Source organism: Pseudomonas sp. KCJK9058 (genome assembly GCF_046230975.1).
Taxonomy (GTDB): domain Bacteria; phylum Pseudomonadota; class Gammaproteobacteria; order Pseudomonadales; family Pseudomonadaceae; genus Aquipseudomonas; species Aquipseudomonas alloputida.
In genome coordinates, this window is record NZ_JBJJLR010000030.1 from 1 (window position 1) to 19,649 (window position 19,649).

A 19,649-nucleotide genomic window follows, 5' to 3' on the forward strand; every position below is an offset into this window, starting at 1 on the left:
GGTTTCTTCGCGGGCATGCCCGCTCCCACAGGTAGAACGCAGGCCGGCCAGCCGCGCCCGGTAGCTTCCTGGGCTCTGCCCGGTCCACTTCTTGAACGCCCGGTGGAAGGCACTCGGTTCCTGAAACCCCGCCTGCTCGGCAATTTCGGCAATGCTCAACGCGCCTTCGCGCAGCCGCTCGAAGGCCATGGCCCGGCGCACTTCATCCTTGATCTGCTGGTACGAACGCCCCTCCCGCTCCAACTGCCGGCGAAAGGTACTGGCACTGACTCCCTGCTGCTGCGCCAGCGCGGCCAATGTCGGCCACTGTCCATAGCGCAATGCCCGCAGGTGCCGATACACCTCAGCCACCAGCCCGTTCTGATTGCGAAAGCGGATCACCAGGCCCTGTGGCGCACTGCGCAGGAAGGTCTGCAAAGCCGCCCGGTCCTGCACCACCGGCAGGCGCAGATAAGCGCTGTCGAACTCCACCTCGGTGCGTCCGCTGCCCAGGCGCAGGTCCGGCCCCCACAGCAGCAAGTCGTCCTCCTGGGCCGGGCGCGACACCGCGAGCTCCGTGCGGTCGATGGCAATCCGCCGCCCGGCCAGCCAGCACAGCATGCCGATCATCAGCACCAGGTAGGTTTCCTCGGCATAGACCCGGGTCAATGGGTCGACAATGTTCGACTGCACGCTGATCAGCGCCCGCCCGCCACGTACCGTCAGGCTGCCACGCAGGTCACGCAGGAACAGGCCGAAGCCCCCCATGCACTGGCGCAAGGCCTTTTCCAGGTTCGGCTCGAGGATCAAACCCCGGCAGATTAGGGCAAAACTGCCCAGCGGCATGCCATGGCTGTCGAGGCCAAAGAACTCATCGTCCAGGCGCTGGATCAACGCCAGCCACAGCTGGGCGAACGCCTTGGCCGGCACCCGCGCCTGAGGCTGATCGAGCAGCTGCGGGGCAATGCCCACCGCGCGCAGCTGGGCATCACGCTCGGCGGGCGTGTCGCGCAGGGCGTGGAGCATGGCGTTGAGGAAGTACACGGCGACTGAATCGCTTTCGCGCATGGCGGTTTTCGCTGTCTATGCTGAGTGGCAAAAAGTGCCAGGTTGTTTGAACAGATCCGGCATAGGCGGCAACAGAGCCTTTGCCTAGACTCGATCCCACTCCGGGGCCGCCCACCATTCTCGCAGAGCCTGGCCCGGTCCCGCCACGCCTTCGCAATCGGAGCCCTCATGAGCAGCGCAGAAATCTACGTCGTCAGTGCCGTCCGTTCAGCCATTGGTGGCTTCGGCGGTTCCCTCAAGGACCTGCCACTGGCCGACCTGGCCAGCGCCGTGACCCGCGCCGCCATCGAGCGTTCGGGCCTGGCCGCCGAGCAAGTCGGCCACCTGGTGATGGGCACGGTGATCCCCACCGAACCGCGTGACGCCTACCTGGCACGGGTAGCGGCAATGAACGCTGGCATCCCCAAGGAAACGCCGGCATTCAACGTCAACCGTCTGTGCGGGTCTGGCCTGCAGGCTATTGTCTCTGCGGCCCAGGGCCTGTTGCTGGGCGACACCGATGTGGCCGTCGCAGCCGGCGCCGAATCCATGAGCCGTGGCCCTTACCTGCTGCCACAGGCGCGCTGGGGTGCACGCATGGGTGACCTGCAAGGCATCGACTATACCGTCGGCGTGCTGCAGGACCCGTTCCAGCACTTCCACATGGGCATCACCGCCGAGAACGTTTCGGCCAAGCACGGCATTACCCGCGAAATGCAGGACGAACTGGCCTTGACCAGCCAGCGACGCGCCGCGCGTGCCATTGCCGAGGGCCGCTTCGCCAGCCAGATCGTTGCGCTGGAGCTGAAAACCCGTAAAGGCAGCGTGCAGTTCAGTGTCGACGAGCATGTGCGTGCTGATGTGACCGCCGAACAACTGGCCGGTATGAAGCCGGTATTCAAGAAAGATGGCACCGTCACCGCCGGCAACGCCAGCGGTATCAACGATGGCGCCGCCGGCCTGGTGTTGGCCACCGGTGACGCAGTGCGCCGCCTGGGCCTGAAACCGTTGGCACGCCTGGTGGGCTATGCCCACGCCGGGGTGGAGCCCGAGCTGATGGGCCTGGGGCCGATTCCGGCCACCCGCAAAGTGCTGGAAAAAACCGGCCTGAACCTACAAGACCTGGATGTGATCGAGTCCAACGAGGCCTTCGCTGCCCAGGCCTGCGCCGTGGCCCGCGAGCTGGGCTTCGACCCGGAAAAGGTCAACCCCAACGGTTCGGGCATTTCCCTGGGCCACCCGGTGGGTGCCACCGGTGCGATCATCGCCACCAAGGCCATCCATGAGCTGCAGCGCATCCAGGGCCGCTACGCCCTGGCCACAATGTGTATCGGCGGTGGCCAAGGCATCGCCGTCGTGTTCGAGCGCGTCTGAGGGAGACTGACACATGAGCATTGAACAGATCGCCGTGATCGGCGCGGGCACCATGGGCAACGGCATTGCCCAGGTGTGCGCCATTGCCGGCTACCAGGTGCTGCTGGTGGATGTTTCCGACGCAGCGCTCGAGCGCGGCGTGGCCACCTTGAGCAAGAACCTCGAGCGCCAGGTCAGCAAAGGCACCCTCGATGCCGACAAGGCCGCAGCCGCCAAAGCACGCATTCGCACCAGCACCGACTACACCCAGCTCAGCGCTGCACACCTGGTGATCGAAGCGGCTACCGAGAACCTGCAGCTCAAGCAGCGCATCCTGCAGCAGGTGGCAGCCAACGTTGCCGCCGACTGCCTGATCGCCACCAACACCTCGTCGCTGTCGGTGACTCAACTGGCCGCCAGCATCGAGCACCCCGAGCGCTTCATTGGTGTGCACTTCTTCAACCCAGTACCGATGATGGCGCTGGTCGAAATCATTCGTGGCCTGCAGACCAGCGACAACACCTACGCCCAGGCGCTGGTGGTGACCGAAAAAGTCGGCAAGACCCCGATCACCGCCGGCAACCGTCCGGGCTTCGTGGTCAACCGCATCCTGGTGCCAATGATCAACGAGGCGATCTTCGTGCGCCAGGAAGGCCTGGCCAGTGCCGAGGACATCGACACCGGCATGCGCTTGGGCTGCAACCAGCCGATCGGCCCGCTGGCGTTGGCCGACCTGATCGGCCTGGACACCCTGCTGGCGATCATGGAAGCCTTCCATGAAGGCTTCAACGACAGCAAGTACCGCCCTGCTCCGCTGCTCAAGGAAATGGTCGCGGCCGGCTGGCTGGGGCGCAAGAGCGGTCGCGGTTTCTTCACCTACTGAGGACCAAGCGCCATGCCCCCGGTCAATGCCGCAATGCGCTGTGCCAACTTTGAGGAGCGACGTGACCGGGCCATGGCATTGTTTGCCGAAAAGGGCTTTGGCCAGGTCAGCATGCGCGAGCTGGCGGCCCATGTGGGGCTGACCGCCGGCTCGCTGTACCATCACTTTCCCAGCAAGCAGGACCTGCTGTACGACTTGATCGAAGAGTTGTACGAAGAGCTGCAGGCCACCCTGGACCAGGCCCGCCGGGCCATGGCCCGGGGGACGTCGGCATTGAGCTGCCTGATTGCTGCGCACTGGCAGTTGCATGCCGAACGGCCGCTGCAGTTTCGGCTGGCCGAGCGGGATTTGTGTTGTTTGAGTGAGGCGCAACAGGCGCACCTGGCATCGTTGCGCAAGCGCTATGAGGCGGGTCTGCTGCGCTTGATCGCACCGCAAGCGAAACTGCCGGGGCAAGCGTTGGACGCTACAGCGCATGTACTGGCGACGTTTCTCAACCAGCTGCCGGGGTTGCTCAAAGCACTGCCTGAAGCGCAAGGGTTGGAGCTGATGGAAAACTTGCTGGTCGGCGGGATTGAGCGGACGCTGCGATAGCCTGCAACGGCCTCCTCGCGGGTTTGCCCCGCGAAAAGGCCGGATGCCTCAGCGCAACAGCGACTGGATCTGCTCGTGCAAGGTATCCAGGTCAAACGGCTTGGCCAGGATAGGTGCCTTGCGGGTGATCGGGCTGCCAGATTCGAGAATCTCCGCCGGGTAGCCGCTGATGAAAATCACCTTCAGGTCGGGCCGCAATTTCACCGCGGGCTCGGCAATATCCACCCCCGAGATCCCCCCCGGCAAACGGAAGTCTGTCACCATCAGGTCCAGGTGCGGTTTGCTGGCCAGGATGGCAAACGCCTGCTCGCCATCCTCAGCCACCAGGACGTGGTACCCCTCACCCGCCAGGTAATCGCGCAAAATCATGCGAATCGCCGGTTCATCCTCGACGACCAGAACCACATCTTGTGCATCTTCACTCATGTTAACGCCTTGAAATACTTACAGTTGGCCATCAGACCCCAGGCTTACACAGAGGTTGCCCGCGCCTGGTCGTTTTGTTCTTTGAATATTGCCATCGGCAATTGCAGGGTGAATGTGGCACCCTTGCCCTCCTCGCTTTCAACCTGTATCCGGCCACCGTGTGCCTGGACGATCTGCTCGGAGATGTACAACCCCAGGCCCAACCCTCCGCTGGCCTGCTGGGCAGAGACCCGCTCGAACTGCTGGAAGATTCGCTGCTGGTTGACGGCGCTGATACCGATGCCGTGGTCCTGCACCTGCACCCAGGCCATGCCGCCCTGCTCGAACACCCGTACCTGCACCGGATTGCGCTCGCCGTAACGCATTGCATTGGACAACAGGTTGGCCACTACTTGTTCAATCCGGAATTCGTCCCACTCCCCCGTCAGCGCTTCGCAACGCTGCAATTCGATGTGTGTTTCCAGGGCCATGGCCTGCGCCGTGAAGTTTTCCACCAGCCCACGCACCAGTTGGCCCAGGTCAAACAGTTTGGGCCGCAGCGACAGTTTACCGGTACGGATGCGCGAAACATCGAGCATGTCCTCGACCAACCGGATCAGGCTGTTGATCTGCCGTTCGTCGCGCTCGACCATGGCCTGCAGCTTGTCGACACTGAAGGCGTCCAGGTTGCCCCGTGCCAGGTGCATCTTGCGCAACTGGGTTTCCAGGATCAGGCCATTGAGCGGCGTGCGCACCTCGTGGGAGACGATCGACATGAAGTCGTCCCGCATGCGCACGGCGTGCTCCAGCTCACACCGTGCCACCTGCAGCTGGCTGAGCAACAGCTCCTGTTCCTGGCGGCTCTGCTCCAGGGCTTCCAGCTGCCGGCCAAGCACCTTGCGCTGGCGGAACAGGTCGACGAACACCGAGACCTTGCTTTTCACCGCCAGGGTGTCGAGCGGCTTGTGCAGAAAGTCCACGGCCCCGCTCTCGTAGCCCTTGAAGGCATAATTCATCTCGCGACCCGCCGCGCTGACGAAGACGATCGGGATGTGCTTGGTCTTGTCGGTACCGCGCATCAGCTCGGCCAGTTCAAAACCGTTCATGCCCGGCATCTGCACATCGAGAATGGCCAGTGCGAACTCGTGCTCGAGCAGCAACGACAAGGCAGCCTCGGCAGACTGTGCCTGGTGCACCTCGCGGTCCTCGCCCTGGATCAGGGCATCGAGCGCCAGCAGGTTTTCCGGCAAGTCGTCGACAATCAGCAGTTTGGCGATGGTGTGGCTTAGCATGCGCTGTATTCCAGGGTCGCGAGCAACTGCCCGATACCGCTCAGAGTAAGAATATGGTCGGGCTGGTGCAGGGCCAGGGCGGCCTCCGGCATCAGGGCAACCTGTGCGTCACGAGGGTCCTGGACAATCGTGCGCCCCCCATTGTTCTTGATGTAGGCAAGGCCCCTGGCGCCGTCTTCGTTGGCGCCGGTAAGCAGCACACCCAGCAGGCTGTCGCCATAGGCATCGGCCGCCGAGATGAACAGGAAGTCGATCGCTGGGCGCGAGAAATGCACCGGTTCTTCCTGGCTCAGCGACAGCGTCAGGTCGCGCTCCACCGACAAGTGGTAACCCGGCCCTGCCACATAGATCTGCCCGCCGCTGATCCTCTCCTTGTCACGTGCCTCGCACACCGGCCGATGCAGCCGCCGCTGCAGTACGCCGGCCAGCTGGCTGTGGCGATCGTCCGGCAGGTGCAGCACGCAGAGCACCGGTATGGCGAACGCCGATGGCAACGTGCCGAGCACCTGGAACAATGCCGCCACGCCACCGGCCGAGGCGCCGATCACCACTGCGCGTACGCCGCTCATGATTTACGGAAGATCCGTTGGGGCTTGACCAGCGGCTCGAAACGATCGCTGTAGGCCGAAAAATCCACCGACTCCTTGCTACCCAGCACCAGGAAACCACGGTGGCAGAGCGAATCATGGAACAGGCCCAGCGCCCGATCCTGCAGGTCCTTGTTGAAGTAGATCAGCACATTGCGGCACGACACCAACTGGGTCTCGGAGAACACGCTGTCGGTGGCCAGGCTGTGGTCGGCGAAGGTGACATTGTCGCGCAGGCTGCTGTCCATGATGGCGTTGCCATAGGCGGCGGTGTAGTACTCGGCGAAGTCTCGGCGGCCACCGGCAAGGCGGTAGTTTTCCTCGTATTCGCGCATGCTCTGCATCGAGTAGATGCCCTGCTTGGCCTTGTCCAGCGAATGCGGGTTGATGTCGGTGGCGTAGATGATGGTGCGCTCAAGCAGCCCTTCCTCACGCAACAGGATGGCCATGGAATACACCTCTTCCCCCGTGCTGCAGCCCGCGATCCAGACCTTGATCGAGGGCCAGGTACGCAGCAGCGGCACCACTTCGTTGCGCACGGCAAGGAAGTGGTCAGGGTCACGGAACATCTCGCTGACCGGGATCGTCAGGTACTGCAGCAGTTGCATGAACATGCCCGGGTCGTGCAGCACACGCTCCTGCAGCGCAGACACCGTCAGGCAATCGAACTGACGCAGCGCGTGGAGGATCCGACGCTTGATCGAAGCGCCGGAATAATTGCGGAAATCGTAGCTGTACTTGAGGTAGATCGCCTCGATCAGCAGTCGGATCTCGATGTCGGTGTTGCGTTCGCTAGTCAAATTCGCTCCAGTTGCGGCAGCCAGACACGGATCAACGAGAACAGGCGGTCCAGGTCGATCGGCTTGGCCAGGTAATCATTGGCACCGGCTTGCAGGCAACGCTGCTGGTCATCCTTCATGGCCTTGGCGGTCACGGCGATGATCGGCAGTTTGCGCCAGCGCGGTTGCTGGCGGATCAGCCGCGTGGCCTCGAAGCCGTCCATCTCCGGCATCATCACGTCCATCAGCACCAGGTCGATGTCGTCGTGCTGCTCCAGGCGCTCGATGGCTTCGCGCCCGTTGCGGCCGATTTCGACAATGGCACCCTTGTGCTCCAGGGCACTGGTCAGGGCGAAGATATTACGCACATCGTCATCCACCAGCAGCACCTTGCGGCCCTCGAACACCTTGTCGCGGCTGCGCGCGGTCTTGAGCATGCGCTGACGCTCGTTGGACAGCTGCGATTCGACCTTGTGCAGGAACAGCGTCACTTCGTCGAGCAGACGCTCCGGCGAACGTGCGCCCTTGATGATGATCGAGCGTGAGTACTTGAGCAGATCGGCTTCTTCCTCGCGGGTGAGGTTGCGGCCGGTATACACGATCACCGGCGGGAAGGCGCGGATATCCTCGGCGGTCATGCGCTTGAGCAGCTCGTTGCCGAGCATGTCTGGCAGCTTGAGGTCGATGATCATGCAGTCGTAGATGTTCTGGCGCAACAGCGCCAGGGCATCCTGGGCCATGGCCACGGCCGTGATCTCGACATCGTCGTCGCCGATCAGCCGGGCGATGCTCTCGCGCTGCAGGTCGTCGTCTTCCACCAGCAGGATGTGCTTGAGCTTTTGCGTAAGCTTGGCTTCCAGGCGAGCGAACACCTCCTTGAGCTCCTCGCGGCTGGTGGGTTTGACCGCATACCCCACCGCCCCCATGTGCATGGCCGCCTCGACACGGTCTTCCACCGAAATGATGTGAACCGGGATATGGCGGGTGCTGGCCTGCTCCTTGAGGCGCTGCAGGACGGTGAGGCCCGAGTGGTCGGGCAGGCGCATGTCCAGCAGGATCGCATCCGGAATGTACTGGGCCGCCAGCTCGAAGCCTTCGTCGGCGCCATGGGCCACCAGGCAGCTATAGCCCAGTTCATGGGCCAGGTCGAAGAGGATGCGGGCAAAGTTGGGCTCGTCTTCGATCACCAGAATGCAACGGGTATCGAAAGGGGCACGCTCGCGGTCGTCGGCAAAGGCCGGCGCCGGGCGCATGACAGCGGCGGCCAACGGCGCTTGCGGTGCGGGCGGCAACGCATCGACGGCCGGGCGCAGGCTTTGCGGCTCGACGTCTTCCGCCTCGGCGGCATAGCGCTCCGGCAGAATCAGGCTGAACACGCTGCCTTGCCCGGGGCTGCTGTCGACATTGATCTGGCCACCGAGCAAATGCGCCAGGTCACGGGAGATCGACAGACCCAGGCCAGTGCCACCATAACGGCGATTGCTGGTGCCATCGACCTGGTGGAAGGCGCCGAAGATCGCCTGCTGCTGATCGGCCGCAATGCCGATGCCGGTGTCCCGAACTGCGAACACGATACCGCTGCCTGCCTGGAAGCTGACGTTCATGCTGACCTGACCACGCTCGGTGAACTTGATGGCGTTGGACAGCAGGTTCTTGAGGATCTGCTCCAGGCGCTGACGGTCGGTGAACAGCGTGGCCGGTACCTGCGGCTCGACCTTGACCTCGAAGGCCAGCCCCTTGTGGCCGGCAAGCGGCTGGAACATGCCGCGCAAGCCTTCGACCAGGCGCTCGACCTGGGTGGTCTCGGGCCGTACTTCAAGCTTGCCGGCCTCGACCTTGGCGATATCGAGAATGTCGTTGATCAGGTTGAGCAGATCGTTACCGGCCGAGTAGATGGATTCGGCGAACTTGACCTGCTCCTCACTGAGGTTGCCTTCACCGTTCTCAGCCAACAACTTGGCCAGGATCAGCGAGCTGTTGAGCGGCGTGCGCAGCTCATGGGACATGTTGGCGAGGAATTCGGACTTGTACTTGCTCGATCGCTGCAGGTCGTCGGCACGGGCCTGCAGCTCCAGCTGCGCCTGGCTCAGCTCATCGTTCTTGCGGTCCAGCGCTTCGGTGCGATCCGACAACTGCTCGTTGGTCTGCTCGAGTTCGGCCTGCTGGGTTTCCAGATGGGCCTGAGACTCCTTGAGCACCCGTGACTGCTCTTCGAGCTCTTCGTTGGCAGTCTTGAGCTCTTCCTGCTGCACCTGCAGCTCTTCATTGAGTTGCTGGGTTTCGGCCAGCACTTCCTGCAGGCGCTGACGATAACGTGCACTCTCGATCGACATGCCCAGGTTGCCGCCGACCCGCTCCAGCAGCTCTTCATCCCGTTCTTGCAAGGGGCGCAGGAAGCCCAGCTCGATCACCCCGTTGATCTGCCCATCTTCGGTCGCCGGCATCAGCAGTGCGCTGCGCGGCAAGCCGCTGCCCAGCCCGGAACTGAGGCGATAGAAATCTTCGGGCAGTTCCTCCAGGCGCAGCAAGCGGCCTTCGCGGACCGCCTGGGCCAACAGGCCATGGTGGTCCGACTCGATCTGCTCGCGGGCCTGCTCTTCGGTACTCAGGCCATAACAGGCCACGCGCACCAGCCGGCCATGCTCGTCGCGCACGTACACGGCGCCCACCACGCTGCCCAGATAAGAGGCAAAGAAGCGCAGGATGTTCTCGCCAAGCATGGGCAAGGTCAGCTGCCCGAGCACCTGCTGCGCCAGCTGGGTCTGGCCGTTGCGTAGCCAGGCCTGGTGCTCCAGGCGCTGCGCCGAGCGTTGCTGGGCCTGCAGGTTTTCAGCGTAGTTGGCCGAAAGTGCCAGCAGGTCACGACGGCCCAGGTAGGCCAGCAATGCACTGAGGCCGACAATGAACAGCACGAACGCCGAAATCGCCGTCACGGTGACGGTACTGACTTTTTCGTTACGGGCCATGCGCAATTGTTGTTCGGTAATGATCAGGTCATCGAACTCCTTGCGGATTTCATCGGTGATGCGCTTGCCCCGGCCATTGCCGATCGAGGCCTGGTAATCGCCCTGGCTGCGGCGCAGGCTGATCATCTCGTTACCGAAGTCGTTCCAGGCCCGCTGCAAGGCCATCAGCCGGTCAATACGGTCAACCTGCTGCGGGTTGTCCTCGACCATGCTGCGCAGGCTTTGCAGGCTGCCGAGAATGCGTGGCTTGGCCACCTCGTAAGGGTCAAGGAAGCGCTCGTCGCCCGTGATCAGGAAGCCGCGCATGCCCGTTTCCATGTCGATCGACAGCTTGACCGTTTCGTTGGCGTTGCCGATCACCCGGTCGGTGTGCTCGACCCACTGCATGGCCGAAAGCAGGTAGTTGATCACCGCGACGAAGGCCACGGCCCCGAGCAGGCCAACCCCCAGGGGGAGGCCGATGTTACGGCTCAACAGCTTGCGAAAGCTTCGCTGGTCCATCGAGGCTGCTTGAATCATGAGAAAACGCCCGAGCTAGAAAAGTCCATTGAAAAGAGTGGCCGATCAGTCGTTATTGTTATCTGCCACTGCGCTGTCCTGATAAGCGAGTCTAACCAGCTTTCACGGGTCTGGCAGGGCATTTAGCCAGTATTTGAAGGTTGCATTCGGCAATCGTTCCATCTATTTGCATGGAGCGGTATCCTCGGGAACTTCTGATGCCGCGCGGTGCACAGATTAAAGACACTCATTTGTACAGGATTTGAACCATGCACCTTCTGGTAGTCGAAGACGACGACATCGTACGTATGCTGACGGTCGAAGTGCTCGACGAGTTGGGCTACAAGGTCATCGAGGCAGAAGACGCCGCAGCCGCCCTGCGTGTACTTGAAGACCCAAGCCAGACGCTGGCACTGATGATGACCGATGTGGGGCTGCCGGACATGCGAGGTGAGGTGCTGGCGGGCAAAGCGCGCGAACTGCGGCCGCTATTACCGGTGCTGTTCGCCAGCGGCTACGCCGACAGCCTCACTGTACCGGAGGGCATGCACCTGATCGGCAAGCCGTTCAGCATCGATCAGTTGCGGGACACGGTGGTGGGCATTCTGGGTAACCCTTGAGCACGGCGTTGCCTGTTTCGCTTGCCGGAGCGGGCCTGCCCGCGAAGAGGCCGACACAGGCAACCCACCTCACAGCTCTCTGCGCAGTAGATAGGTATCCATGATCCACCCTTTGCGCGCCCGCTCCCGCTCGCGCACTTCCAGGATCCGTGCCTTCACCGCCTGCAACGGCCCGGCGATCAGCACTTCATCCTCAGTCCCCAGGTACGCGCCCCAATAGATGGTCAGCGCCGGGTCATCGAGCCCGGCAAAGACGCACTGCCCGTCGAGCATCACGACCACGTTGTCGATAGCCCCCTGCCCGGCCAGGCGTCGCCCCGGCAGCACGGTCAGGGGCTCGCCGATGCGGTTGAGCGGCACCTGGTGCCGCGCCGCCAGCGCCTGCACACTGCTGATGCCAGGGATGACCTGCAAGCGCAACGTCACGCCCTGTTCTCGGACCAGGTCGAGAATGCGCAGGGTGCTGTCGTACAGGGTGGGCTCGCCCCACAGCAGGAAGGCCCCCGTTTCCCCGTCGCCAATTTCCTCCTCGATCAGGCGCGCATACAGCGCAGCACGCTGCCGGTGCCAGTGCTGCACCGCGCCCAGGTAGTCATCCGCCTGCCCATCGCGCAAAGGGTCGACCACCGGCACCAGGCGATAGCCACCTTCGGGGCGGTAGCGCTGCAGAATGGCCTTGCGCAGGCGTACCAGTTCATCTTTGTCGTCGCCCTTGTCGAGCACGAAGAACACGCTAGCGCTACGCAGCGCATCGACTGCTTCATAGGTGACCTGGCGCGGGTCACCCGCGCCGATGCCGATCAACAACAGGTCTTTCATTGCCCTGCCCTTTGCGGGAACCCGCCACCATTGTCAGGCGGCTACCGGTATTTGGCAAAGCAGCCGCTTAGAAGATCGAGAAGTTGTAGCTGACAATGACCCGCGTCTCATCCATGTCACGCGCCCACTGTTCATAGTTGCTGCGGTAAGTGGAATTACGCAGGCGTACGCTGACATCCTTGAAAGAGCCACTTTGCACCTGGTATTTGAACTCGGTGTCGCGTTCCCACTCCTTGCCTTCGGCACCGCTGCCCGGCACCTTGATATTGTCGCCGTTGATATAACGGGTGAAGAAGGTCAGGCCGGGCACACCCAACGCCTTGAAGTCGTAGTCATAGCGCACTTGCCAGGAGCGCTCCTGTGCAGCGGCGAAATCATTGACCTGGGCGTAGTTGACCAGGTACGGGTTGCTACCATCCAGGTACGGCATGGCGCTGTTGCCATACATGCGCTGCCAGCCGGCACTGAGCTTGTGGCCACCGAGGCTGTAGCCCAGCATGCCGCTGAAGGCGCGATGGTCGATTTCACCGGCACGGGCATTGCCGATGTCATCACTCTTGATCAGGCGCATGTCAGCCGACAGGCTGCCCACCGGCAGCGGCTGACTGGCCACCAGGCCGAGGAAGTGCTGACGGTAGATATTCTCCAGTTTGGCCACTTGGTACTGGGCGCTGAAACGCTCGTTGAAACGGTAGTCGACACCGGCCAGGTCGAAGTGGTCGGCTTCGGTATCGCAGGCATAACGCTTGTTTTTGCAGTGCACGCGGATGTCCTGGCGATCGGTGGAATCCCGAGCGGTGTAGTTGTCCAGGCGAGCCAGGGTGAACTTCAGGTCGTGCAGTTCTTCAGAGGTGAGCATGGCCCCCTGGAACAGGGTCGGCAGCAGACGGCCATCGTTGTACTTGAGCAACGGCACATCCGGCATCATTGAGCCGTACTTGAGCACGGTATTGGAGACCTTGACCTTGGCCGCCAGGCCCATCTTCGCATACTGGTCGGCCGAGTGCCGGGGGTCGTGGCCAGACGAGGGCAGCAATCCACTGTTACTGTCGGCCGGGCTGGAGTCCAGTTTGAAGCCGAACATGCCCAGCGCATCCACACCAACACCTACCGGGCCTTGCGTATAACCCGATTGCACATTGAGGATGAAGCCTTGTGCCCACTCTTCGCGCTTGGATGCGCCCTGGCTGGAACTGCTGTAACCGTCCCGGAAGTCCCGGTTGAAATAGACATTGCGTGCTTCGATCTTGGCACTGCCGTCTTCAAGAAACCCGGCAGCCTGGGCGTTGACACCGGCACACAATAGAACCAGGCCGGTTACACGGCGCCCGGGGGCGAGGGGGAAAGGGGAAAACATGCGAGGAAACATCCAGAATGAAGACGAGTTAACAACCTGTGGCACGGGCTGGCCACGGCACTGCGGCAGGTCCGAACATGAGTCGGCCATCATCTGAAATGATCGCGCAAAGGCTCTGGCGCGGGCCATTGGACCATGGTCTAGCCCCCCTGTCGCGCAACCGCAGAAACACCGCAAAATAGCGCACGCAAAACTAGGAAAGTTCCCGGCTTACTTACAAAAAGTTAGCAGTTTACCCAGTAGACATGAATGACTACACTCGATATCAGCGAACAGTGGAACCCACCTGCGTGGCCGGCGTTTTTACTCTTCTTCAATGTTCGTCACGCCCTGCCACGACCGACGTACAGGAGTGATTACAGTGTCCAGACTTGCAGAGTTTCGTGCTGCCGAAAAAGCGCTCCAGGAACAGATGGCGCAACTGGAAGCGTTGAAAAAGGATGCCGGCCTCAAACGCGAAATCGAATTCGAGCAGAAACTAGTCGGCCTGATGAAAAGCTATGACAAGAGCCTGCGCGATATCATCGCCATCCTCGACCCGAAGGCTGTGGCCCGCGCTTCCAGCACACCCCCCAAGCAACAACGCCGCCCACGGGTGGTCAAGGTCTATCAGAACCCGCACACCGGCGAACGCATCGAGACCAAAGGCGGCAACCACCGCGGCCTCAAGGCCTGGAAAGAACAATATGGGGCCGCCACGGTAGACAGCTGGGTACGCTGATGAAATGCCCACAAAGGCTTCACGCTTTTTTCACAAGGACTGGCTCAGTATCGAAACAGCTAAAGGATTAGCGACCCCATCACGCGCCCGCACATGCGGGCCTCTAATTTCAGCGCCCTGCCTTTGCAGGGCGCTTTCATTTGCGCAATCGGCGCACTGCCGTATCATGGCCAGCCTGTCTGTTTTGCCGGCGCCCTGCGCCCGGCCCCGTCTCAGGAGTTCCCATGAGCCTGCACGATCTGCAAACCCTGCCTGGCGTCACCGCGCAACCTGACGCCGCCACCGCCCAGTTCGTCTTCAACCACACCATGCTGCGGGTCAAGGACATCGAGAAGTCGCTGGACTTCTACACCCGCGTGCTGGGCTTCCGCCTGGTGGACAAGCGTGACTTCCCTGAAGCCGCTTTCAGCCTGTACTTCCTGGCCCTGGTCGACCCTGCCCAGATCCCCGCTGATGACACCGCCCGCCACCAGTGGATGAAGGCGATCCCCGGCGTGCTGGAGCTGACCCACAACCATGGCACCGAAAACGATGCCGAGTTTGCCTACCACAATGGCAACACCGACCCGCGCGGCTTTGGCCACATCTGCATTTCGGTACCCGACGTACGCGCCGCTTGCGCGCGCTTCGAGGAACTGGAAGTACCGTTCCAGAAACGCCTGCAGGACGGCCGCATGAACCACCTGGCCTTCGTCAAGGACCCGGACGGTTATTGGGTCGAAGTGATCCAGCCAACCGAGCTCGAAGGCTAAGCGTTCGTCGCGGCGCGCTCGTCGGGCCGGGAACTCCCGGCCTCTTGCTGTGGTATATGAAGGTAACTGCTTCACATGCCACAGCGAGGTAAGGACGATGCAATCTCTTCACTGTGAATACCGCGAGCACACCATCACTGCCAGCGTGATGCCACATCCCGACTCCCCCCTGCCCTATGCCGCCGGCTGCCTGATCACGGCACCTGACGGGCACACCAGCAAGCGCATGTCGATGCCCATGCAGTTCTTCTCCGACCTTGAGAATGCGCAGCGTGTGTCGCTGGCCCATGGCCGGGCACTGGTCGACAAACAGCTGGATAACGGGCACGAGGTGTTCTGATCCGGGTTTCGCCTGTACCCCCTTCGCCGCCGAAGCTGTGAAGGGGGTGGCATTAACTAGCTAGCCCGCGCGTATGCCACCGCCGCATCCACCTGCGCCTGCGTCGGCCTTACCCCGGTGTATAACACGAACTGTTCCAGCGCCTGCAGCGCAATGACCTCCAGCCCAGTGATCACCGGCTTGCCCAACGCCTGAGCCCGGAGAATCAACGGCGTCTGCGCCGGCATTGCCACCACATCGAACACCCGCTCCGCCGCCGCGATGGCGTGCTCGGGAAACGCCAGCTCTTCTGCCTCCTGCCCGCCTGCCATACCGATCGGCGTCACGTTCACCAGCATCGGCGGGCAGAGGTCGCCTGGCTCTGGCACCCAGCGATAACCACAGACATCCGCCAACTGACGCCCGGCCTGCTCGTTGCGTGCAACGATGATGCCTTCGGCAAACCCGGCATCGCGCAAGGCGCTGGCCACGGCCTTGGCCATGCCCCCACTGCCTCGCAGGGCAAAGGCAGTGCCCGGATCGACCTGATGCTGAACCAGCAATTGGCGCACGGCCAGGTAATCGGTGTTGTAGGCCTTCAGGTGGCCATTGCAATTGACAAGGGTATTGACCGAGTCGATGGCCGCCGCCGAGGGATCAATTTCGTCGACCAAAGCCATGCAGGCTTCCTTGTACGGCATCGACACCCCGCAGCCGCGAATACCCAAGGCGCGGATCCCTGCCACCGCCGCCGGCAGGTCATCGGTGCGCATGGCCTTATAGTAGAAGTCCAGGCCCAACTGCTGGTACAGGTGGTTGTGAAAGCGCACGCCGAAGGTGCCGGGGCGACCGGCCAGAGAGATGCAAAGCACGGTGTCCCGGCTTGGAGTTGTCGGCATAGCAGGCTCCTTGGTCATAACTGAAACGTTTATTCAGCGTAACAGAGTCAACCACTGGTCGCCCCTTACACAACCTTTACCGTTCCCCTGTGCTCAGCTGACAGAGACCGGAGTCATAGTAACAGGGCCCCGGACGTGGGGTTTTCCTGCGAGGTTGCTTTATGAACCGTCTCATTCCCGGAATCGTCCTGCTGGTCGGCGCCCTGGCCATCAGCGGGCCTGCAGCAGCTCACGGCGGCTATGGCGGCCATGGGCACGGTGGTTGGTACGGGCCGGGTCCACTGCTGGGTGCGGCTGTGGTCGGCGCCGTGGTTGGGGCGACGGTTTATGGCGGCCATGACCGCACAGTGTATGTCGAACGCCAGCCGGTCTATTACGCGCCGCCGCCGGTGTACGTACAACCGCCACCACAGCCGGTGTACTACCAGCCCTACTACGCACCACCCCCACCGCCACCGGGCTACCGCACCTATTATGGGCCGCCACCGGTGTACTACGGGCCACCGCGCTGGTAATGGTTGATAGGAGCAATGATCACTATCGAGGAAGTTGATTTCAAACATATCCGGCTGCTGCGTATGGTAGAGCCATGTTTCACAGGAGGTCCCCATGGCCACTATCCAGATCATGTCCGTTGTCGGTAGCGCCGTTCCCGCCTCACTGCGTGAGCAGGGCCTGCTGGCGTGCTGGTACCTGGTTCGCAACGGCGAAGCCGTGAGCGGCCCGATGCCGACCCGCGCCTCAGCCCAGGCACTGGCCGAACAGTTGCAACCAGGTACTCTGGTTGCCTGAACCGAATTTGTTGTGCGTTGCTCCCTACGCCCTTGTCGCCCGCCAATTTGGCGGGCTTTTTTTATTCACGGATCGCCCGGGCTGCCTCCTCATGTTTGGCCGCTACTGCCCAGCTTGCTGGTCAGCACCATGACCTTGCCTTGCAGCTGGCCTACGGTCATCACCAGCTCGTTTCGTTCCTTGGCGAGCAGTTCAGCTTTTGCCTGCGCCTCCCTTCGGGCATCCCGTTCGATGTCCAGCAGCTCTGTCAGGTGGCGGATGACGGCAATTTCAGCGTTGTCCATCGCGCGGTCGACTGCATCCCTCGACAACCATTTACGCAGCCACAGAAACGCACCCAGCAGTACAGTCCCCGTACCGCCCAGCCAAGTGACGGTGCCCGGGCCGAGGTCGGTCGGATCCATGTGAACCTCATTACAGATGATGATGTGATCAGCCCTGGAGAAAAATGTCTCGCTAGCTTTCCTTGTTTGTGCGCTTAATTTAGCCTACAGCTAACAACACCACAAGAGCAGATTTAGCCATGCGCACATTTAGCAGCAAGCTAAACACTGGCATGCTTCACCCCATGGACATCTACCAAATTCGCAAGCACAACCTGGTGAAGCTAATCGGCAGCCAGAGAAAGGGCACCTGCGCAGAGCGCTGGGGGATGGCGCCTGCACACCTTAGCCAGATCCTTTCCGACAAGACCGTGAAAAACCTGGGCGATGACGTGGCCCGCCGCATCGAGGGCATCGAAGGTTTGCCACGGGGCTGGTTCGACGCGCTGTCGCCAGGCGAACACGCACAAGCGGCTGTCGAGCCAGGTGACAACAAGCTCTCTGCAGCCGACCTGGTCAAACAGATGCTTGCCCGAAGCGGCAAAGGTATCGCTGAAGAAACCCGGCAAAGGCTGCTGGCTGCGGCGCAAGAGCCTGCAGATGCCACGCTGCTGGAAGCCGAGCCGCTGCGCCCCGGCCTGGTCGGTGACGAAGTGTGGATTGCCCACTATGACGTACGGGCAGCCATGGGCGGCGGCCAGATCCCCCACGACTACCCCGAGATGTTCAAGGACGTTCGCGTCAGCCCCAGCCACCTGCGCGAACTGGGCGTGACGTTCAGCGAGCACCATCACCTGAAGATGGTGACCGGCTGGGGCCAGTCGATGGAGCCGACCATCAGGCACCGCGACCCGCTGATCGTCGACGTCAGCATCCGAGAGTTCGTCGGCGATGGCATCTACTTCTTTTCCTGGGGCGACCACATCTACATCAAGCGGCTACAGATCGCGGACGAGGACCACTTCGAGATGATCTCCGACAACTCGCGGCACAAAGACCGCATGATTCGTCGGGAAGAGACCTACATACAGGCCAGGGTCCTGCTGGTGTGGAATGCCCACCTTGTATAAACCGAAGCCCGCCCTGACCGGCGGGCTTTTGCTGAAGCTCAGAACGGTGCAGCTTCCTCGACCTGAGCCTCGCAGTCGCGCTCGACGATAAAATCATCACGCTCTTCCACGCTACTGCGCGCCCATCGCACCGTCACGCTGGCGTCATCATTGAACGTCAGCTGCAACTCTGGCGTTTCCAGCAGTTGGCCCATCACCTCCTCCCATTCCGCTTCACCGTCGGTATCCAGACGGTGCACCACTACCCAGCGCTGCGTCTGTGCGAGCGGGTGGTTGATCATTGACGATACCCGCAGGCTAAGCCGCTCTATTCCGGTCATTTCCTGGCGCTGTTGAGGTTCCGACTTTATGTGGCTTGCCATATTCTCATCCTGATAGCTGTATATTCGTACAGTACTCGGCGAAAGCTTAGCTCACCGTCAAATCCTGCGTAAAGCCCCCCACTGCGAAAAATTTCGCCTGTAGGTAATTTCCCGTGAAGCGAAATTAATTTAGCCATCAGCTATTGACCGATCTTTAGCCTGAGGCTAACTTTGTGTTCGGCCGTCGCTTGTACGGCGGCTATGCCACTCAAACCTTTTCGCCAGGAGTTCCCCATGGCCGTAGATATCAGCCACCTCACCATCGCCACGCCGGTAGCCGTCTCCTCAACCAACCCCGTTGCTTTGGAGCTGAACGGTGCTGAAGCGATTGCCCGCTTTCCCAGCATCGTGACAGTGCTCAGCGATGGCTCGATCCAGTTCTCAGCCCCAACCAAAGGTGCTTCGAGCAAAAGCACCCACAGGACACGCTGCGAATGGACAGAAACGCAAGACTGGACGCTGGCCAGCGCCCAGGATCACTGGAATCGGCAAACCATGACGCTGACCAAGGTTAACTCGGCGCAGAAGGTGGTCATCGCCCAGATGCACGTACGCGGGGATGACGGCCCGCCAGTAAAGGTGTTCTGGAACAAGGGCAACATCACACTGGGGTTTCGACGCACCTTCAACCAGACCGACCCGGTGAATTCCACAGTCCTGAAGGGGGTGCCACTGGGTGCGACGTTCCACATCAGCATTCACACGACGTCTGAAGGCGTGGTAACCGTGACGGCCGAATGCAACGGGGTATCCGCCTCGTCGGGCGATTTGCAGCTCGACAGTACCTGGGCTTCGTACCTGTTCGAGTTCCACGGCGGGGTTTACAACCAGGTCGACTACACCGACGCAACGCCCGCCGAGGACGGCTCGATCTGCATCATCAGCGAGCTCTCGCTTATCCACCGCTGAACGTCGATGCCCAGCCCTGCTATCACAAGCCCTCATGGCGTCTCATGAATGCAAAAAGCCCAGCGCGGGGCTGGGCTTCTATCAGCTGGGCTGAACAGTACTTCCGCCACCCTTTACACACTGTACTGGAAGTTACTCCAGTGGGCGCTTGTGATAACTATAACGCTCGGCATTGGATGCCCGCGATGGGTCCGGCGGGCCTGATCTCTGCCTGCCTCGAAAGGGCCGATTATGTGCGGAATCGTCGCGTTCCTCGGGCTGCTCCCTTTTACCTTCCGAGTCTTGACCGCCTGGCGGACCATTGTTTTCAGCCGGCCTGCTAA

The 19,649-nt window shown here is 61.7% G+C and carries 22 protein-coding genes; 11 read left to right on the forward strand and 11 right to left on the reverse strand.

Annotated elements, in window-relative coordinates:
• The coding region (locus tag ACK59Z_RS16515) for an AraC family transcriptional regulator ligand-binding domain-containing protein (RefSeq protein ID WP_409293469.1) at window positions 1-1,047 on the reverse strand (1,047 nt) is incomplete at its 3' end.
• 168 nt (window positions 1,048-1,215) lie between these two features.
• On the opposite strand from ACK59Z_RS16515, the gene ACK59Z_RS16520 reads away from it, so the two are divergent.
• Genes ACK59Z_RS16520 through ACK59Z_RS16530 form a run of 3 tightly spaced genes read left to right on the forward strand, consistent with a single transcriptional unit; the run spans window position 1,216 to window position 3,856 of the window.
• The gene (locus ACK59Z_RS16520; RefSeq protein ID WP_003256172.1) at window positions 1,216-2,400 is read left to right on the forward strand and encodes an acetyl-CoA C-acyltransferase family protein; all 1,185 of its coding nucleotides are present in this window, start codon (window positions 1,216-1,218) and stop codon (window positions 2,398-2,400) included.
• 13 nt (window positions 2,401-2,413) lie between these two features.
• Window positions 2,414-3,262 carry a 3-hydroxybutyryl-CoA dehydrogenase gene (locus ACK59Z_RS16525; protein ID WP_003256174.1) on the forward strand — a complete coding sequence of 283 codons (849 nt, stop codon included), beginning with the start codon at window positions 2,414-2,416 and terminating at the stop codon, window positions 3,260-3,262.
• A 12-nt stretch (window positions 3,263-3,274) separates the two neighbouring features.
• Window positions 3,275-3,856 (forward strand): TetR/AcrR family transcriptional regulator, encoded by a 582-nt coding sequence (locus ACK59Z_RS16530; protein WP_014859099.1) that lies wholly within the window; start codon window positions 3,275-3,277, stop codon window positions 3,854-3,856.
• A 48-nt stretch (window positions 3,857-3,904) separates the two neighbouring features.
• Here the strand turns inward: ACK59Z_RS16530 and ACK59Z_RS16535 are convergent, their stop codons facing one another.
• Genes ACK59Z_RS16535 through ACK59Z_RS16555 form a run of 5 tightly spaced genes read right to left on the reverse strand, consistent with a single transcriptional unit; the run spans window position 3,905 to window position 10,404 of the window.
• Window positions 3,905-4,282, reverse strand: a complete 378-nt coding sequence (locus tag ACK59Z_RS16535) for a response regulator (RefSeq protein WP_003256176.1) — start codon at window positions 4,280-4,282, stop codon at window positions 3,905-3,907.
• Window positions 4,283-4,326: 44 nt separating this feature from the next.
• Window positions 4,327-5,553, reverse strand: coding sequence for a hybrid sensor histidine kinase/response regulator (locus ACK59Z_RS16540; RefSeq protein WP_108190614.1), 1,227 nt, complete (start codon window positions 5,551-5,553; stop codon window positions 4,327-4,329).
• Window positions 5,547-6,122 (reverse strand): chemotaxis protein CheB, encoded by a 576-nt coding sequence (locus ACK59Z_RS16545; RefSeq protein WP_019751057.1) that lies wholly within the window; start codon window positions 6,120-6,122, stop codon window positions 5,547-5,549. Before ACK59Z_RS16545 ends, ACK59Z_RS16540 begins: the two co-directional genes overlap by 7 nt.
• The gene (locus ACK59Z_RS16550; RefSeq protein ID WP_108190613.1) at window positions 6,119-6,940 is read right to left on the reverse strand and encodes a protein-glutamate O-methyltransferase CheR; all 822 of its coding nucleotides are present in this window, start codon (window positions 6,938-6,940) and stop codon (window positions 6,119-6,121) included. Before ACK59Z_RS16550 ends, ACK59Z_RS16545 begins: the two co-directional genes overlap by 4 nt.
• A complete protein-coding gene (locus tag ACK59Z_RS16555) occupies window positions 6,937-10,404 on the reverse strand; it encodes a response regulator (protein ID WP_108190612.1) in 3,468 nt (1,155 codons plus the stop codon). Before ACK59Z_RS16555 ends, ACK59Z_RS16550 begins: the two co-directional genes overlap by 4 nt.
• 248 nt (window positions 10,405-10,652) lie before the next feature.
• Between ACK59Z_RS16555 and ACK59Z_RS16560 the strand changes: the two genes are divergently transcribed.
• Window positions 10,653-11,003, forward strand: a complete 351-nt coding sequence (locus tag ACK59Z_RS16560) for a response regulator (protein WP_003256181.1) — start codon at window positions 10,653-10,655, stop codon at window positions 11,001-11,003.
• 69 nt (window positions 11,004-11,072) lie between these two features.
• Here the strand turns inward: ACK59Z_RS16560 and cobF are convergent, their stop codons facing one another.
• Both cobF and ACK59Z_RS16570 read right to left on the reverse strand, forming a co-directional pair.
• A complete protein-coding gene (cobF, locus tag ACK59Z_RS16565; protein ID WP_064614821.1) occupies window positions 11,073-11,822 on the reverse strand; it encodes a precorrin-6A synthase (deacetylating) in 750 nt (249 codons plus the stop codon).
• A 67-nt stretch (window positions 11,823-11,889) separates the two neighbouring features.
• Window positions 11,890-13,179 (reverse strand): OprD family porin, encoded by a 1,290-nt coding sequence (locus ACK59Z_RS16570; protein ID WP_004576026.1) that lies wholly within the window; start codon window positions 13,177-13,179, stop codon window positions 11,890-11,892.
• Window positions 13,180-13,540: 361 nt separating this feature from the next.
• Between ACK59Z_RS16570 and ACK59Z_RS16575 the strand changes: the two genes are divergently transcribed.
• From ACK59Z_RS16575 to ACK59Z_RS16585, 3 genes are all read left to right on the forward strand, one after another.
• Window positions 13,541-13,900, forward strand: coding sequence for a histone-like nucleoid-structuring protein, MvaT/MvaU family (locus tag ACK59Z_RS16575; RefSeq protein WP_004576027.1), 360 nt, complete (start codon window positions 13,541-13,543; stop codon window positions 13,898-13,900).
• A 224-nt stretch (window positions 13,901-14,124) separates the two neighbouring features.
• A complete protein-coding gene (gene gloA / locus ACK59Z_RS16580) occupies window positions 14,125-14,652 on the forward strand; it encodes a lactoylglutathione lyase (RefSeq protein WP_003256188.1) in 528 nt (175 codons plus the stop codon).
• 97 nt (window positions 14,653-14,749) lie between these two features.
• Window positions 14,750-14,992 carry a hypothetical protein gene (locus ACK59Z_RS16585; protein WP_003256190.1) on the forward strand — a complete coding sequence of 81 codons (243 nt, stop codon included), beginning with the start codon at window positions 14,750-14,752 and terminating at the stop codon, window positions 14,990-14,992.
• Window positions 14,993-15,048: 56 nt separating this feature from the next.
• Here the strand turns inward: ACK59Z_RS16585 and ACK59Z_RS16590 are convergent, their stop codons facing one another.
• The gene (locus ACK59Z_RS16590; RefSeq protein WP_003256191.1) at window positions 15,049-15,870 is read right to left on the reverse strand and encodes a shikimate 5-dehydrogenase; all 822 of its coding nucleotides are present in this window, start codon (window positions 15,868-15,870) and stop codon (window positions 15,049-15,051) included.
• Window positions 15,871-16,031: 161 nt separating this feature from the next.
• Between ACK59Z_RS16590 and ACK59Z_RS16595 the strand changes: the two genes are divergently transcribed.
• Entirely contained in the window at window positions 16,032-16,385 is a 354-nt protein-coding gene (locus tag ACK59Z_RS16595) for a hypothetical protein (protein WP_003256193.1), read from the forward strand.
• A gap of 94 nt (window positions 16,386-16,479) precedes the next feature.
• On the forward strand, window positions 16,480-16,662 hold the full coding sequence (locus ACK59Z_RS16600) for a hypothetical protein (protein WP_010954600.1): 183 nt from the start codon (window positions 16,480-16,482) through the stop codon (window positions 16,660-16,662).
• 89 nt (window positions 16,663-16,751) lie between these two features.
• Here the strand turns inward: ACK59Z_RS16600 and ACK59Z_RS16605 are convergent, their stop codons facing one another.
• Window positions 16,752-17,066, reverse strand: coding sequence for a hypothetical protein (locus ACK59Z_RS16605; protein ID WP_003256195.1), 315 nt, complete (start codon window positions 17,064-17,066; stop codon window positions 16,752-16,754).
• 164 nt (window positions 17,067-17,230) lie between these two features.
• Between ACK59Z_RS16605 and ACK59Z_RS16610 the strand changes: the two genes are divergently transcribed.
• Window positions 17,231-18,055, forward strand: coding sequence for a S24 family peptidase (locus ACK59Z_RS16610; protein ID WP_019751052.1), 825 nt, complete (start codon window positions 17,231-17,233; stop codon window positions 18,053-18,055).
• A gap of 38 nt (window positions 18,056-18,093) precedes the next feature.
• Here the strand turns inward: ACK59Z_RS16610 and ACK59Z_RS16615 are convergent, their stop codons facing one another.
• Window positions 18,094-18,417, reverse strand: a complete 324-nt coding sequence (locus ACK59Z_RS16615; protein WP_108190610.1) for a DUF1654 domain-containing protein — start codon at window positions 18,415-18,417, stop codon at window positions 18,094-18,096.
• A gap of 234 nt (window positions 18,418-18,651) precedes the next feature.
• Here ACK59Z_RS16615 and ACK59Z_RS16620 point away from each other — a divergent pair, with 234 nt between their 5' ends.
• The gene (locus ACK59Z_RS16620; protein WP_108190609.1) at window positions 18,652-19,326 is read left to right on the forward strand and encodes a polysaccharide lyase family 7 protein; all 675 of its coding nucleotides are present in this window, start codon (window positions 18,652-18,654) and stop codon (window positions 19,324-19,326) included.
• Window positions 19,327-19,649 lie beyond the last annotated feature (323 nt).